This is a genomic window from Neolewinella aurantiaca (assembly GCF_008014675.1).
GTDB lineage: Bacteria > Bacteroidota > Bacteroidia > Chitinophagales > Saprospiraceae > Neolewinella > Neolewinella aurantiaca.
In genome coordinates, this window is record NZ_VOXD01000027.1 from 1 (window position 1) to 16,477 (window position 16,477).

A 16,477-nucleotide genomic window follows, 5' to 3' on the forward strand; every position below is an offset into this window, starting at 1 on the left:
GATGTCTGATATCGTGACGGCCTATCGCAACGAACGCATAGCGTATCACCTTTTGGACAAGTGTGGTGTCGACCCACACACGCCCAAAATGCAAGCGGTAATTGCAGAGCTTAAAGTCTTTGGGGCCCGAGCGGCCTAAAATCGTAGCGGACCATTGTATCACGAGATGCACTACTATCACGAACTTGCCGCTTGTCACGTCTCCCCTCTCCCGAGGAGAGGGGCCGGGGGAGAGGGGGATCCGTGCATCTCGTGATATACACCTTTTGGGGAGCCATATGGGATGTCCGCTAATGAATTCCTACCTTAAGCCCCGCAAACTGCGCTAAGCGCCAGTTCAACCAACTTTTTCAGTCTGATGCCAAACCAGGTAACCCGCCGCATATTCGATTTCCTGAAGGACATACCACCTTTCACTTTTGTGGATAGTGAAGAAGCACTGATGAAAATTGCGGAAAGAGCAGAGGTGGAGTATCTGCCACCAGGCACAGTGATTTTCAGGCCGGGCGATCCGCCGCTCGATCGCTTTTACATCGTAAAAGAGGGCGCGATTGACCTGCTTCGCTTGGTCGGTACCGAGGAACAACTCGTCGAGCGCTGCGGCGAAGGAGAGAGCTTTGGGTTGAGGCCTTTACTTGCCGAAGACAACCACTTGTTTTTGGCGCGGTCTGCAGAAGAGAGTCTCGTTTATGCCATCAATACCGAAGGCTTCAAAAATCTGCTCAACAACTTCCCGGCGTTGACCCAATACCTTGCGGTGAGCATGGCGGGCAGCAACCGCTACACGATGGCGCCTCCGGCGCCAACCACAAGCACTACCGCGGAGGTGCCATTGGTTACCAGCCTGCTGGAGTCGCAACGCCTCGAGCGTTCGCGCCTGCCGATCACCTGCCAGACGACCGCCCGGATCATCGATGCCGCCAAACTTATGACGGAGCACAATGTGGGGTCTATCGTAGTGGTGGATCCGGCCGGGCATCCTGTTGGGATTATCACAGACCGGGACTTCCGGCAGAAGGTTGCTACCGGTGTTCGCAGCCCTAAAGACAAGGTTGGAACCATTATGGGCAAACCGGTGGTTTGCATCAGCCGGGATAAAACAGCTGCCGACGTACAAATCATGATGGTTCGTAAGAAAGTGAATCACCTGGTGCAAACTGAGGACGGGACGGATAAGAGCCGCATCACCGGTGTTGTCAGTAAGCACGACTTATTGGTCATTCAGGGCAACAACCCTGCGGTCCTGATCCGGGAAATCGGGCGGGCTAAATCGGCGGGTTACCTGCGCACCCTACGGGAGCGTGCCGAGAAGATGCTGGCTACTTACCTGGGGCAGGAAATAAGCATATCCTTCATCACCACCGTGATGACCCAACTCAACGACGAGATAATACGAACGTGCATGAAACTTAGCCTGGCCCGGATGCAGGCCGAAGGCAAAGGCAACCCGCCCGCTCCTTTCGACTGGCTGGCGCTGGGCAGCCAGGGCCGGGGCGAACAACTGCTGCGCACCGATCAGGACAATGCCCTCATTTTTGAAGATGTAGCGCCCGCCCGCTACAACGCCGTAAAAGACTACTTCCTCCAACTGGCGGGCTACGTCACCGAGTTCCTCCACCAGGTAGGGTTTAAGTATTGCCCGGCCGATATGATGGCCAGCAACCCGAAATGGTGCATGCCCGTAAGCCAGTGGAAACAACAGTTTAGCCACTGGATGGCCGAAAACACCGCTGAAAACCTGCTCAACATCAGTATCTTCTTCGACTTCCGCGGAGTATGGGGAGATGGTAGTTTGCCCGCTAAACTCACTAAGCATATCTTCCAGGAGTTGGAAGGAGGCCGTGACCGCTTTTTGGCATCGCTGGCACAATCTGCCCTGGATAACCCAAGTCCGCTCACCTTTTTCCGGAACTTTGTTGTGGAGCGTTCCGGAGAGAACAAAGACCAGTTCGATCTTAAAAGAAGAGTTATGCGCCCCCTGACCGACGCGGCAAGGGTACTGACCCTAAAGGCGCAAATAGGGTCGGTCAACAATACCTTCCGGCGTTACGAGGCACTGGCAAAGCTGGAGCCCCAAAACGCTGAACTTTACCGGGAAGCCGCACAAGCTTATGAACTACTCATTCGCCTGCGGGCGACCATTGGTCTGCAACGCAACGACTCGGGGCGCTACCTCAAACCAAAGGAATTGTCCTCCACTCAGCGCCTGTTGCTGCGCAACAGTTTTACGCCCGTTAAAGAAATACAGAGCCTGCTCGAGCTTAGGTTTCAGTTAACCTTTTTGCGCTGATGAAAAAGGAAAGCTGGTTGAACAAAATATGGGGGTACCTGCCCGGAAGATATACCCCTGACCGGGCAGAATGGCCGGAGTGGTACACGTCTTATGCTGATGCTTCAGCTGCGGATCGCCCCCCAGGAAAATCGTTACTGAGCAGCGCAAGAATCCTCGTCATCGACGCCGAGACCACCGGTCTCGATTACCGCAAAGACCGGCTCATCAGCTTGGGGGGATTGCGACTGAGCGGATCTACCATTTACGTAGCAGATCACTTTGAAGCTTACCTCCCTACCCCAACGGAGCTGAGCGCTGAAAGCGCAGTTTCTATTCATGGCATTGTTCCCAACTCCAGCAGGTACGTCTACGATACCGAAGCCGAGCTACTGCGCCGGCTACTGCTGTTCCTGGGGCCGCAGGGAATAATAGTGGGCCACCACATCGGGTTCGATGTGGCCATGATCAATATGGCATTGGGTCGTCAGGGAGCGGGGCCTCTGCTCAATAAAGTCGTGGATACCGGCGGTCTGGCCGAACGGCTGCAACCAGCCGGTTACTGGACTCCGCCGGAGAAATTCAGCCTCGACAACCTTGCGCGCCGGTACAGGATTCCGCTCTCCGACCGTCACACTGCTCTGGGCGACGCTTACATCACTGCCGTTTTGTGGCTGAAGCTCACCGCCCGGCTCTCTGATAAATTAGGACGAGAACTTACCGTTGAGGACGTGGCAGGATAAACGCGTCCTTTCGAGAAATTAGCTACCCGTTTATGGATTCCCCAAAAACGAGCACTGCTCCTGCGTCAGCGCCCCATGATGCTTTATTTAGCTGCCTCCGCCGAAGTACCCGGGATTCCACCAAACAGTAATGAGCGGAAATGCAGAAGATGGGCAATCATAGCACTACACAGACGCACAACCGGGTGGTTGCAAAGAGGATTCAGGTTAAAATTTATTTTTAGATTATTACGGATGAGTAAAATTAACTTCTTCTCCGCTGCTTCGCATCTCCGGGGCTGCATTTTGGGGACAGGGGCGATCAACTCCCCAATTACCCTTATTTTGGCCGCAGATGTCGAAGTTACCCATTTCACCGCCGTACCAGCACCTGATCGTTTTTATCGTTGCCAGTTTAGTTTTTGGTCTGTTCTTTCAGGACCTGATGCTTAAACCGGGCGAGAGCTCTCCGGTCGTTTCGGGAGATGGCCTTACCATACACTACAACCTTGCCTACCATACAACTTACGGGAACGGGGCATTGCTGAAGAGCCAGTACCATCCGTACGCCGAAAACATATTCATGACCGACGGTCATGCGCTCCTTGCGGTTGTTCTTTCAGCACTGAGACCTGTTTTCCCCGGCATTGGGGAACACGCCATCGGAATAAGCAATTTTCTGGTTTTCTGGAGTAATCCTCTGGCGGCGCTGCTGCTGTTCCTTGTTCTGCGCCAACTGAAAGTACGCTGGCCGCTGGCCATGGTCGGGGGCATCCTTATTGCGATGCTTTCTCCGCAGATTCACCGGCAAATGGCCGGTCAGTTCACACTGGGGTTCGCCTGGCTTATACCACTGGTTATCTGGTACTTGCTGGCATGGAACAAAGGAAAGCTTTACTGGTTAAAAAGCCTGGGTGTAGCGCTCGTAATTTACTTTCTGGGCCTCAATAACCCGTACATGTACGCCATTGCAGCTACGTTGATCCTGGCTACAACGGGGTTCGCAGCAATTGCCAAATTACTGGGGCTACGCCTGCCAGAGTGGAAACAAACCGGTTACTGGCTACTGGTCTTTGTGGCTTCTACTATTGCGCTGTACGCTACGGTTAGCTACTTCGACACCGTAACCGACAGGGTTGAAGTTCCCTTCGGCTTTTTCCATAACATGGCCAACTGGGGTGGTTTGCTTTCCAGCACCGGGTTGTTCGCGTACGACTTCTTTCACGGCCTGTTGCCAGAGCTGGGCAAGCCACGCCACGAAAACCAGATTTACCTGGGGCTGATACCAATGGCCCTCGCCGTGGCTGTTCCTGTCCTGTTGGCATTCAGGCGCTGGCGTGCTGAATTCAGCAGCCAGCCCGTGCTTCTGCTCGCCTTGCTCGGTTCGCTTGCCGGGCTGGTGTTTGCCTTCGGATTGCCCTTTAAGTGGTTCGAATACTGGAGTTACGACCACCTGGGCTCCGTACTCCAGTTTAGAGCACCGGCGCGTTTCGGCTGGCCATTCTATTATTTACTGAGCCTCTCGGCTGTTTATTTCCTCGACAGGTTATACGAAGGGCCGAAACTGAAAATTTCGGCTGTGGTATTCATCGGAGCAGCCCTCCTGGTGTGGACTGTAGAAGCGGGGCAATACCTGGCGCAAAAGCTTGACGGTATGCACAAAGAAAATGCTCTCGGTAAAGACCTGCTCGACCGTTACCGGGTCATTGCTTCGGAGAACGACATCAGCAAAGAAAACTATTCAAGTATTTTTTTGCTGCCAACAGAACTGGGCTGGTCCGACAAGATCCACCACAACGGAACCTGGCGAAGCAACCACGATGGATACCAACTCGCCTTAGCTACCGGAATCCCCTTGCTCAATGGGAAACTATCGCGTGTTTCGTTGAGTCGTTCGCTGCAAAGCCTCCAGATTACTTCCGATCCGTTGGTCGAAAAGCCCCTGCTGGATGAGATAGATGACGGAAGAGACATCCTTATTTTAGCGGTGAAAGACGACGTGCTTGACCCGGAAGAACTGGGCGTCAAGAAACTGGGAACCACCATTTACAGGAATGAAGAGGTAGAACTGCTTAGACTCTCGCCCTCAGACTTCAAAGCCGCGAACCGCAGGGCCATCGTACAGGCATTGGCCGATACCACAATTACCAATGAATACCTGCGGTACGACTACGAAACGAATCAGGAAACCGCGTTTACGGGTATTGGTAGCCGGAGGGTAGAGAAAGGATGGACCGACTTGCTGAACCTATCCTTAGACAGTCTACCGGGCGCGAACGAATGGCAACTTAGCGCATGGGTCTTTGCTGACAAACGCAGATTCGGAGGACCAAAATTCGATCTGAAACTGATCGACCCGGAAGGAGAAAGAATTGAAATTCAGAACAAGTGGATCAACACCGTGTACCAAACCCAGAACGGTTGGCAACGCCTGGATTTTAGCTTTTCCGCAAAAGCCGGCGCAGCCCGGCTGGTGCTCACGGCTAATTACGACCATCCGTTTTACTTCGATGAACTGATGATCAGGCCCGCAGGGCATGATGTACGCATAATGCGGCAAGACGGAACGCTCTACAACGGCTTTTGGATTCAGGATTAAAACCGCTCCTCTACCCTGCCGTTGAACTTACTTTGCACCTGCGGCCCCGCCTGATCTGCGGCGCAGGTTCACGTCCGTTTCCCTCCTGGAGCATCAATAAAAAAAATAAAGTTGTCGGAACAACAGTCCAATTTACGTACCTTACCCAAAATTTAAGATCATGAACAAAGTATGCGCGAACGCAGGTGCGGCGATAGTTGGAATCAGCAATGACATGACACTTATGCTCGGTGGCTTCGGCCTCTGTGGTATCCCGGAAAACTGCATCGCTGCTCTGGCGAAAAGCGGCGTTACCGGACTTACCTGTATCAGCAATAATGCTGGTGTGGACGACTTCGGCCTCGGGCTTATGCTGCAGAGCCGTCAGATCAAAAAAATGATTGCGAGCTACGTAGGCGAGAACGCAGAATTTGAACGCCAGATGCTCTCGGGCGAGCTTGAGGTAGACCTCATCCCTCAGGGTTCGCTTGCCGAACGCTGCCGTGCCGGAGGTGCAGGGATCCCGGCCTTCTTCACCCCTGCGGGCTACGGCACCGAGGTAGCTGAAGGAAAAGAGGTTCGCGAATTCAACGGTAAGCCGCACATTCTCGAATCTGCTCTCACTGCCGACTTCGCTATCGTTAAAGCCTGGAAAGGAGACACCCTCGGCAACCTGGTGTATAAAGGAACGGCCCGCAACTTCAACCCCGTAATGGCCATGGCCGGTAAAATCACCATCGCTGAAGTGGAAGAACTCGTTGAACCAGGAGAACTTGACCCAAATCACATCCACACCCCCGGTGTTTTTGTCCAACGCATCTTCCAGGGCAAATCCTTCGAGAAGCGCATTGAGCAACGTACCGTTCGTAGTAAATAGCAGGCAGAACGCAGTCGGTAGTTCCCGACTCCTGACTCCCGACTCCAAACTCCAGACTTATTACTCCCCCTTACCAATGTTAGACCGCAACCAAATAGCCCAAAGAATCGCCCAGGAAGTACAAGATGGCTGGTACGTGAACCTCGGCATCGGCATCCCGACGCTGATCGCTAACTACGTCCCCGAAGATATCAGCGTCGAATTTCAGTCGGAGAACGGCATACTGGGCATGGGCCCTTTCCCCTTTGAAGGCGAAGAAGACGCCGACCTTATCAATGCCGGTAAACAAACCATTACCGCCCGCCCCGGCGCTGCGATCTTTGACTCCGCCACAAGCTTCGCTATGATCAGAGGGCAGCACATCAACCTTACAGTTCTGGGGGCGATGGAAGTAGCCCAGAACGGCGACATCGCCAACTGGAAAATCCCCGGAAAACTCGTGAAAGGAATGGGTGGTGCGATGGACCTTGTTGCCTCCGCCGAAAACATCATCGTAGCGATGATGCACACCAACCGAAAGGGGGATTCCAAAATTCTGGAGCAGTGTACCCTACCCCTCACCGGCGTTGGCTGCGTAAAAAAGGTAGTCACCAACATGGCCGTTCTCGAAGTCCTCGGCGATGGCTTCCGTCTTCTGGAACGTGCACCCGGTGTAAGCGTGGAAGACATCCGGAACGCAACCGCTGCCCGCCTCGTCGTTGATGGTGAAGTACCCGAAATCACCTTCTGAAGCCTAAGCCCCTAAGGCCAAAAAAGCGATACCGACTTGAACAACGGTGAATACAATAGTAGAACAATTGCTATCCTGTCGTCGGTATCGCATTAAATAGTGCAAAAAAGCTGGATTATCCAGCCGTAGAATTAAACTTAGTGGTTCTTAGCGGGCGTTGCTTAGCGCAAAGAAAATCTCACGCCCGATCTGTCGGACCCGCTCGTCGTAACGTTCCGCCTCCTGAGGCGTATCGTCAGCGACCTTGGGGTCTTCGTAGGTGAGTGGCAAACGGAGGTCCACACCGGGAATGAAAGGGCAGTTTTCGTCAGCGTCCGAGCAAGTCATAATGGCGGCGAAGTCACCCTCGGGGTTCGCAGGATCATCAAACGTTTTAGACCAACACTCAAGAGGTTCGGCAGCTTCCCCGAACTTTACGCGGTAATGAGGATTTTCGCCTCCCGGGTTTACGATATCGAAACCGGCTCTTTGGAGAGCAGCCACCGCACGGGGATTGAATGCCGTAGCTTCTGTACCGCCAGAAAAGGTAGTAACCTGCTCCAGCCCGAACCAGGCGGCAGCAACACTGGCCCAGATCTGAGCCAAATGGCTGCGACGTGAGTTGTGCGTGCAAATGAAATTCAACTGAACTGGCCCGCCTTTCTTTTTCTGGATATATCCGCTGAGCTTAAGCAATAACTCTTTGCGCTCCTGCGGAATCAAGGTTTCCTCATCGGTCAGTTCCTTTATGTAGGCATCCAGTTGAGGAAAAAATTGTAGGGACATTATCCAGCTTTTTAAGATGACGAAGGCTCAGTGACTGGCTTAAAACCGCTTAGCGAATTATAGACTCCTTTATTCGGATCACTGAAAAAGACCAGGAAGAGCGCAATGAGCAAATCAACGTATGCAAATATAGCAATATCGCAATCAAATAAGCAAGCGTATCTCTTTCTATGTCAGATTTTACTCTTTTTGTTCTCTGAGAGGTTCATTGCAGTCTCCGCTTCTATACTTCTGGTCCACTAGGGGGGGAGAAAACCGTAGAATTAACCCTTAGCCACCCTGTTAAGCGGTATCCTTAGAAAAAAAAGCCGGTCCCAAACGAGAAACGCCCGATCTCACCGTCACCGATGAAGTAGGAAAAACTGACCGTAGCGTAATCAAGCGGGCTGATAAAAAAACCGCCTCCATAACTATAATGCCATTTGTTGGATCTTTCACCTTCGAGCCACACCCGCCCCAGATCATACCCGGCAATCACCCCCAACGAAAATGGCAACCTGCTGTTTCGTGAACTCAGTATTCGGTATCGGATATCGGAATTGAAATAAAAGGCCTGATTGCCCGAAAACCGCTCCCGGCGAAAACCGCGAAAATTAGGAAGCTCTCCCGATCCGCCCAAGGTCGCAGCCTGAAAATACGCGAGGTCATCGGCGAAGACGTGGTGGTACCCCACCCTGTTGGCAATAATCAAGTCGCCGTAATCGTCCACTTGCTGGTTAAAGGTGAGGTTAGTTCTGAAGGTGAAGAAATCCTCGCCCGGCCCGTACAGCGAAAGCTGGTACCCGCCCTCTATCAAAAAACGTATTCCCCGGCCGGGGAGGTAAGACGGGATGCGGTTATCGAAGGTAAACCTGCCATTCAGTCCGAGATAATGGTAATTGCTGAAGATTCCTTCGTCAGACTGATCATCGGAATTTTCAGCCAGAAACCTTCCCGGAATGCGGTCAGTTTCGACGACTGAATAAGATGGGCCGTACGAATAGCTCGCCGCAGGGTTCAGCCGGCGCAGTACCTGCGGAGAGAACTGGACGTATTGCTGCCGCACCCGGTTGTAATCTCTGCCCAGCGGCTCAGTCTCCTCGTTGTTTACCGTCTCATTGCCGAAGCCGTAAAAGTTTACTCCAAAAAGGGAAGTGGAGGCTTTCGACTCTATCAGCAATTCACGGTCTCCGAATACATCCGTAAACTCGCCCCGGTAGGCAAAACGGAATCCGTTAGTGGCTGCAGCATAGCGGCCGTTGAGAACCTGCCGGCTGGCAAAAGGCTCTTTCTTGAACCCGTAAGTCGTTTTAGTAGCTATTGCCCCCAGCAGCAGTCCATTGTCAGGGTTGCTGCCCAGGATGGGCAGCAGGGAAAAAAAGTCGTAGTCCTTGTTCTCCGATAAACGGCTGTAGATGTTATACCTGGCCGCCGAAGCTCTTTTGTCGCGCATACCACGCACCCCCGCAATCAAACTGGCTTCAGTCCGAGCTTTATAGTCGTAATAGAATACTTTTCCCAGTTTAACTTTATCTCCACCAGGGCCGTAGGCAACGGTATCTTCGTCTGGTCCGCCAACGATTCGGATAATCATACCCGGCTTGCCCGCGCCGTTAAAAACAAATTTGTCCTGATCCCGCAGACCATACAAAATGAGCTCCCGGGTTTCGTCGGCAAGAAAAGTACGGTCGTAGCAGGCCCTCCCTTCCTGAAGGCTATTTATGGCCGGACCAAACACCTGAACGCGTACATCGCCTCCGGAGAGGACGTCGATCTGAAAAAGGTCAGTAGTGTCTGAACCAGTAATTTCAACTTCCCGGGCACGAAAGTCATAGTAGTCTTCTACAATCCGGCGAAGGTTATTACGACGGAGTTTCAGGATCGATACTATTTTGTTTCCGTCTAGTTCCATCATCTCATCGGGCCATACTTTCTGAAAGGACATGTCTATTACCCGGTCGGTGAGTTTTTCCTGCAGGTGTTTCGTTTCCTCCATGAGCATGTCTCTGTTGACGCCAGCCATAAATGTGGCGTCGAAAAAGCGTGCTCCGCGGGTAGATATACCCACTTTTTGGGGGTTAGCGACAAACGGCCGCAAGGGAGCTACGTCGGGCACTATTCTTCGCGCAATGCCCAACAAAAGGCCGTCGTAGTTGGAAAAAACCTGATCGCGGTCGCGCGGGATGGGGACGTAGTACGTGCGCCCGTCTTCCCTCTTCTCTACTTTCCAGCGCCACTGATCATCCTGCCGGTCCCAGTCACCTAGCAAAAGGTCAAAAGCCCGGGCCCGGGCCACCGCCCGGAAGTCGATCAGGTGATCGGGATGAGTACGTATCGATTTCAGGGCTTGATCCGTACTCCGTATATCCTGTGGCTTCCCGAAATCAGCGTAAGACCTCCAGTCTTCATCGTCCGGGCGCTCTTCCAGGAGGTAAACTTTTTCGCCGTACGCCGGGTTGTATTTCCCTAATGCCGGTTGAGCGGGAACATAGTAAATCCCCGGATTGGTATGGTTGATTCCTACAGCTTTTGCCATCCCGATAACAGGTAGCGCACCGATCGGGTGCGCAGCGGTGAATCCATCAGCCACGAGGGCCTGTACAATTCTGGAACGCGAAAGCCGTAACCCGAGTGTAGACGTCGGATCTTTTTCTAACGATCTCATTGTGTATTCTCTGCCATCTTCGGCAACAAGCCGCAGGGAGACCGTCTGTGTTCCACTTCCGACTTTTACGGGTTCCAGGCCTCCTTTGAATGTACTAAGATCGAGCAGCGGAATATCGACGGCCATATCATAAGCGTCACGATAGTGATCGCCCAGGAAGAAACGGCCAAACTTGCCGACGTTATAATCTTCCCGAACGAGTTGTGCTTTCAGCGTAGGCCTGGTGATGGGATAGTCGGTATAGCTCGCCGGGGGCTCGTAAAGGTCAGCCGCCCTGGGGGCGGCAATTTCCTTACGGTAAAGCAATTCTTTAGCGGTACCGGCATCGTTGACGGTGAAGAACGACAGCCACAAGGAGCCATCTTCGTAAAGGTCTAACTCTCCGTAGCCGCGTCCGCCGTAGGCAAAGCGGCTGCCGTCTCCCATGCCCGAAGGAGCCGTTTTTGAGGCTGCTCCACTCACGATGTACCGCTGCCGGTCTTTTTCGATGTACTGCAGGTTGTGGTCGTGCCCGGAGACGAAGGTTGCGTTCCCGTTCAGTTTTACAGCGCTAAGCATTTTTTTGCGCAGTTCCTGAAAACGGGCGTTCAGGTTGTCCTGGGAAGTCCCGATGTTGCCGCGTACGAAGGGAACCACAGAGCCAATTACGGGAAGCGGAGAAAGGTGATCCTTCAGGGTGAAATGCCCGCCGTGCCGGCCGTAGGTTTCCATGGGGTGGTGCATTACCACCACAATTTGCTTCTCTTTATTCTTCTTTACGGCTTCCCGGAACAAGCGGATAAACTCTGTGCGATTGCTGGCCGCGCAGCCCTCGTTCACACCAGGATGTTTTTTCCAGTTGGCCAGGTACCACTGGGTATCGATAATGATGTATACCAGGTTTTCGTGTGCTTCCACGACTTCTGGCCCACCACAATTTACTTTAGGGAGCCAGATGTTTTTACGTCCGGTTTGAGCTCTCAGGAAACGCCTTTGCTCCTTCAGCCCCTCAAGGCCGAACCTGTACCAATCGTGGTTTCCGGGAACCCAGAGCACCCGGCCGGGGTAGTTTGCAACCGCGTTTGTCTGTACGATCAGGCGGTGCTCGGCAATTTCCCGTTCGGGATGATCGGGCGGTGGGAAGCCGCCCGGGTAGATATTGTCGCCCAGAAAAATTGCCGTACTGTTTGCGGGTGCTGCGGAGAGCTCAGTTTTCAGGTAGGAAAGTACGGGCGGCACTTCCCCCGAACGCGCATTGCCGGCATCGCCGATCAGGTAGGTTTTATGGGCGAGGACGCGGGTGCCTGGTCCGTTGATTTCAGCCCAGTTTTTCTCAGCTTCGTCGAGTTGCACCTGGTAGCTGGCGCAGCCCGCCAAAAGAACAAATACGAAGAAGGACAGTGTACGTCTGAGACACAAGGCTAAAAAGTGCGACAATGTTGTTGGCTTAAGTTCACTGGGCTTAACAGTATTTCAGGGACTGGTGTTTGCTGAGAACAAACCGAATTGTGTCCCCTGTAATACCAGCTTCACCGCTGCAGGTCTGCAGAGAGGAGAACGGGTAAAACCAATTGGCTAGCATCCGGGAGAGGGCGGACGCAACGAACGGATTTTAAAAAACCATCTCAGGCACCTGCGTCCGCGCCCGCATTTTTCAACAAGCCGCATACGTAAATGCACGAATTCAGACCATAAGAGAACTATTCCCCCGCCGAATCTGCTATAGCAATAAGGGATTTATCAACTACCCTTATTACCTGTTTTTCTGTAGCCCGTCCGTATCACTTCCGATACTTTCGGGCTATTTGGTTGCTTTTGAGCACTACTTCACCACCAGTCTTCTGATGAATTTCCCTTGGTCGTAGGTAATCAAGACCTGGTAAACGCCCGCAGGAACGTCGGGCAAAACGTAAGTTCCCCGCACCGGTCCGCCATTTTCAACGTGTATCTTTTGGTACACCAGCGTTCCGTCTCCCGCAAACACCCGTACGCTCACCGGACCTGCCTGCTGCAACTCAGGAATACGGATCGCAAAATCTCGATCAGCAGGGTTCGGAATGATATGCGGACCTGAGTTTACGCTTTGTACATCAGTCGTGTTTACCGGATTGCCTCCACCAGAAACGCTGTAAATTTCTCCGTCCGATAAATTCGCGACGTAAAGGTTCCCTTCATCGTCTTCGCCGAAAGTAGAAACGGAACGAATGGACAGGTCTCCCTGCACTGTGAGGCTACGCCCCTCCCCCGTGTCTGGTGAAAGGATGAAAAAATTGCCCGATACGTAATCAGCGCAGATGTAGTGTCCACTGAGGTCGTTTGCCGCAGGCCCACGGTACACATACCCTCCTGACACCGAAAAGCCACCGGTCTCGGGATCACGCGGATAATCGAAGACCGGATCGGTATATACACTTCCGTTACCACAAAGCGACGAACTGTTGCCGCTGTATTCAATCTCGCCTTCCCGGCAATCCCAGCCATAGTTTTCACCACCCTCACTACCCGCGGGTTGCAGGTTGATTTCCTCTCTTGCAACCTGCCCTACATCCGCGATCCAGAGGTCTCCGGTTGTCCGGTCAAAAGATATCCGCCACGGATTACGGAGCCCCAGTGCCCAGATTTCGTCTCTCACCCCGTCGTTACCCACAAAAGGGTTGTTGGCCGGGATTTCGTAGGGAACTTCATCGTCTTCAACGTCTACATCGAGGCGGAGCATTTTACCCAGCAGTGCCTGAGGGTTCTGGCCGTTTCCATCGGGGTCTCCCCCGCTGCCGCCGTCTCCCGTGCCGATGTACAGGTACCCGTCAGGACCAAAAGCGAGCCCTCCGGCGTTGTGATTGGAGTAAGGTTGATCGATCCGGAGGATTATTTTCTGGCTGCCAGGGTCTGCCGTTTCCAGGCTTTCACCCGTGGCTGTATACCGGGCAATTACGGTTTGCCCGTTGTTGGTACTGCCTCCGTATTCGTTGGAGGTGAAGTTGACGTAGAAGTATCCGTTGGCCGCAAAGTCGGGATGAAACGCCAGGCCGAGCAGCCCCTGCTCGTTGCCCCCGTTCAGCACGATCGGGGTGATGTCCAGAAAGTCATCCGGTTGGACCACGCTGGTTGTTTGGTCGATTACCCTGATCCGACCAGCCTGCTCTACCACAAAGAGCCGGTCGCTGTTGTCTCCTGCACCCGAGATGTCTACCGGACGGTTGAAGCCGTCGGCCAGGAGTTCAATTTCTACCGCGGGTTGAGCGAAACAGAGCAGAACGGACAGGCTGCAAATGAACGAAAGTAGATAACGCATAAGACAGGAATTTTGGTAGTTACTGCTGAGGAATGAAAAACCGGTCGCTCCATGCTGAATGGTTTTTAGAGCGTACCGAAACCGGTTCATTGCATATATGCCGCGCGGAGGCTTCAATGTTCACCCTGCGTTTCAGCCTTCGGTATTTTGTGCGGCAAAACTCATCGTTTGGCCCATGCATGGTTGAAGATTTCCAGCACTTTAGCGGCGGGTTTACCGCCGGGCGAGAACTCCTTTCCGGTGCCTCGTCTGCTTGTACGGCCCAGGTAGCTGGGCCACTTCCAGATAAACATTCCTTTGAGTTCCGGGGTCTCGGTGGCAGCGGTAGTCAGGGCTGCGAAGCAGCGCGCCTGGGCCTGGCCGTTGACGTTGCGGTCACCTCCGTCGGCGTGGGGATTTACCCAGGCGTTGTCTACCGAACGGAAGCCCACCTCGGTGAGCCACAGCGGGCGGTCGACGGCACGGCTTACCCCGGCCGCCATGCTCATCCAGCGGCGGGCGCCGTTGAGGAGTTCTTCGTCGGTGGGGTCGTCTTTTTCGCTTAGGGGATAGTAAGAATTGAGGCCGATAGCATCGAACTCCTCCCAAAACGTGAAGCCTTCAAATTCTTCTCCCCAGTTGGCAGCGTAGGTGAGCTGGCCGCCGTAGACCAGGCGAACTTTGCGGATGATCTCTTTCCAGCGGGCGGGGTGCTTCAGGGTAGTTTGTACCAGTTCCGTTCCCAGGCAGAGCGCTCCGATCTGTTCTCTTTCGGCCAGCATGGCGTAGTGCATAATCCAGTAGGTGTAGTTAGCGAAGAAGGTGTCCCATTCTTCGTCGGTGGCGAAGTCTACGTCGCCCGGCCAGTGTCCGCCCCCGATCCAGATTTGAGGTTTCAGCATCGTGAACCATCCCCGTTGGTGGGCTTCGCGGGCCGAGCACATGGTGGCCCAGTCGTTCTCCTGGCCGGCATCGTTGGGGATGGAAAGCGTGGTGGGCGCGTTTGGGTTTCGCATAAAAGTATAGGGCACAATGGCCAGCGCATTTACGTGCAGTTTGCCCAGGCTGTCCAACGATGGTTTTATCTTTTCGCCTCCATATCCGTTGTGAATGCGGTAGCCCTCGTGGGCAAAGGTCATCCCTGCCAGCGTTTGGGTCGGGGGGAGTAATTTCAATACGGGCGCGGTCGCAGGTGCAATGGTTCCGGTGGAAGGCAGGGCATTCAGGTCTCCGCTGGTGGCAAGCGTCCGGAGGTCGTCGGCCAGGTGGCCTTCTGCTTTAGACCGAACGGCACCAGCCTGTAGCCTCAGCCGGGCCTCTTCGAGGTATCGGCTGGGGTTTTCCTGAATCCGCATATCCGTCAGTCCGGCGGCCTCAAGTCTTTGCGCTTCGGCCAGGCGCTCAGCGTAGCCATTCAGGGCCGAACCCGCTTGCCGCTGCACGAGCGCTATCGCTGCGTCCCAACTGCCCGGTTTGCCTTCCCAGTCGACAAACGGTCGCCAGGTCTCGAAGGACAAGCGCAGGTCTTCGGCACTGACGAACGACGGCACCAGGTGCAATACCTTTTCCTGCTCGTTGTACTGGATGGCGGCCATGCTTCCCGTCCGCAAACCAATGCGCTCCAGGCTTGGGTACAGATGAACCTCCGGGTAGAAGTCGGACGCTACGTTGAGGGTAGTATTTGCGAGCAGCCGGATCAGCGTCAGATTTTTCCGGACCTTGCCGACTTCGCTTTCGCTCACCTGGCCGTCGTAGGCAAATATCTTTATTCCACCGTCTTCCGAGACTGCTTCTCCCGGGGCTTTCAACGAAATCTCCGCTTCCGGGTCAAATTTCCAGCTGGAACCGGCAAATGAACCGTAGACCAGGTCTCCGTTCTCCCGATGCAGTTCGTACGCCCAGTTGGGCCAGAACATCTGTTCGGGCTGCTTACCGTACTCAACCTTCAACCGGCTCACCAATGCGGGGAGGTTGGCTGATACAAACAGGCCCGCAACGCCGGGCGTTGCCGACCACGGGTTGCGCATGTAGGGCAGAAACAGGACGTCTTCTCCGCCAAAACGTTTGCCGGGGGCGAGTTGCCATCCGGATTCGTGCCTGCTTACGGGCAGGCTGTCGGCACCTTTGGGCAGGCGGTTGCCAAAAATCGCTACGGGGGTTGTGCTCATGTCGTCAGCTCCGACGGCGTCGCAGTTAACAACTTCGATGCGTTTGCCCATCGGTTCTTTACCGGCCATTTCGGTCAGGAGGTCTTTCAGCCCGGCATCATCAGTGCCTTCCTCAACGCAGTAAACGAAGCGCCAAACCTCCGAACGACTCGCCTGGCGCATCGCCTGGCGGGGCGATGGCTCCGCCACAGTCACAGCTTCGGTTTCAGTACCTGAGTTTCCTGTGCTGCCGCAGCTTTGCAGTGAAACGAAGAATACCGGGAGAATGATGAAAAAGGGGAAATACTTCACTGAGTTAAATTTAAGATGGCGTACGCACTGCCCGACCCTACAAGGAGAAAAACGCTGGGAACGCCGTAACTACGACAAATATCATCCGCATAGGATGAACCGGCCCTGGATTGTTGTGCATATGGCAATTGGCGATAGTTACGAGGTCACACAAAAGGGTTCGCCTGAACCGAACGGCTACCG

9 protein-coding genes are annotated in these 16,477 nt (G+C 53.9%); 5 read left to right on the forward strand and 4 right to left on the reverse strand.

Annotated elements, in window-relative coordinates; all coding sequences use genetic code 11:
* Positions 1–358 precede the first annotated feature (358 nt).
* The 5 genes from FUA23_RS16200 (at position 359) to FUA23_RS16220 (ending at position 7,176) form a co-directional block, all read left to right on the forward strand.
* Entirely contained in the window at positions 359–2,290 is a 1,932-nt protein-coding gene (locus FUA23_RS16200; protein WP_147931809.1) for a DUF294 nucleotidyltransferase-like domain-containing protein, read from the forward strand.
* Entirely contained in the window at positions 2,290–3,012 is a 723-nt protein-coding gene (locus tag FUA23_RS16205) for a 3'-5' exonuclease (protein ID WP_147931810.1), read from the forward strand. The genes FUA23_RS16200 and FUA23_RS16205 overlap by 1 nt, the downstream gene beginning before the upstream one ends.
* Positions 3,013–3,346: 334 nt before the next feature.
* Positions 3,347–5,590, forward strand: a complete 2,244-nt coding sequence (locus tag FUA23_RS16210) for a glycosyltransferase family protein (RefSeq protein WP_147931811.1) — start codon at positions 3,347–3,349, stop codon at positions 5,588–5,590.
* Positions 5,591–5,750: 160 nt separating this feature from the next.
* Positions 5,751–6,446, forward strand: coding sequence for a CoA transferase subunit A (locus FUA23_RS16215; RefSeq protein ID WP_147931812.1), 696 nt, complete (start codon positions 5,751–5,753; stop codon positions 6,444–6,446).
* 76 nt (positions 6,447–6,522) lie between these two features.
* The gene (locus FUA23_RS16220; RefSeq protein ID WP_147931813.1) at positions 6,523–7,176 is read left to right on the forward strand and encodes a CoA transferase subunit B; all 654 of its coding nucleotides are present in this window, start codon (positions 6,523–6,525) and stop codon (positions 7,174–7,176) included.
* Between the two features lie 147 nt (positions 7,177–7,323).
* On the opposite strand, the gene FUA23_RS16225 is transcribed toward FUA23_RS16220, so the two are convergent.
* The 4 genes from FUA23_RS16225 to FUA23_RS16240 all read right to left on the reverse strand — a co-directional run bounded on the left by FUA23_RS16225 (position 7,324) and on the right by FUA23_RS16240 (position 16,294).
* The gene (locus FUA23_RS16225) at positions 7,324–7,941 is read right to left on the reverse strand and encodes a low molecular weight phosphatase family protein (RefSeq protein WP_147931814.1); all 618 of its coding nucleotides are present in this window, start codon (positions 7,939–7,941) and stop codon (positions 7,324–7,326) included.
* A 295-nt stretch (positions 7,942–8,236) separates the two neighbouring features.
* Positions 8,237–12,001 carry a metallophosphoesterase gene (locus FUA23_RS16230; protein ID WP_147931815.1) on the reverse strand — a complete coding sequence of 1,255 codons (3,765 nt, stop codon included), beginning with the start codon at positions 11,999–12,001 and terminating at the stop codon, positions 8,237–8,239.
* A gap of 385 nt (positions 12,002–12,386) precedes the next feature.
* Positions 12,387–13,856: a PQQ-dependent sugar dehydrogenase gene (locus tag FUA23_RS16235; protein ID WP_147931816.1), complete on the reverse strand. Its 1,470-nt coding sequence runs from the start codon at positions 13,854–13,856 to the stop codon at positions 12,387–12,389.
* 161 nt (positions 13,857–14,017) lie between these two features.
* Positions 14,018–16,294: a glycoside hydrolase family 113 gene (locus FUA23_RS16240; RefSeq protein WP_147931817.1), complete on the reverse strand. Its 2,277-nt coding sequence runs from the start codon at positions 16,292–16,294 to the stop codon at positions 14,018–14,020.
* Positions 16,295–16,477 lie beyond the last annotated feature (183 nt).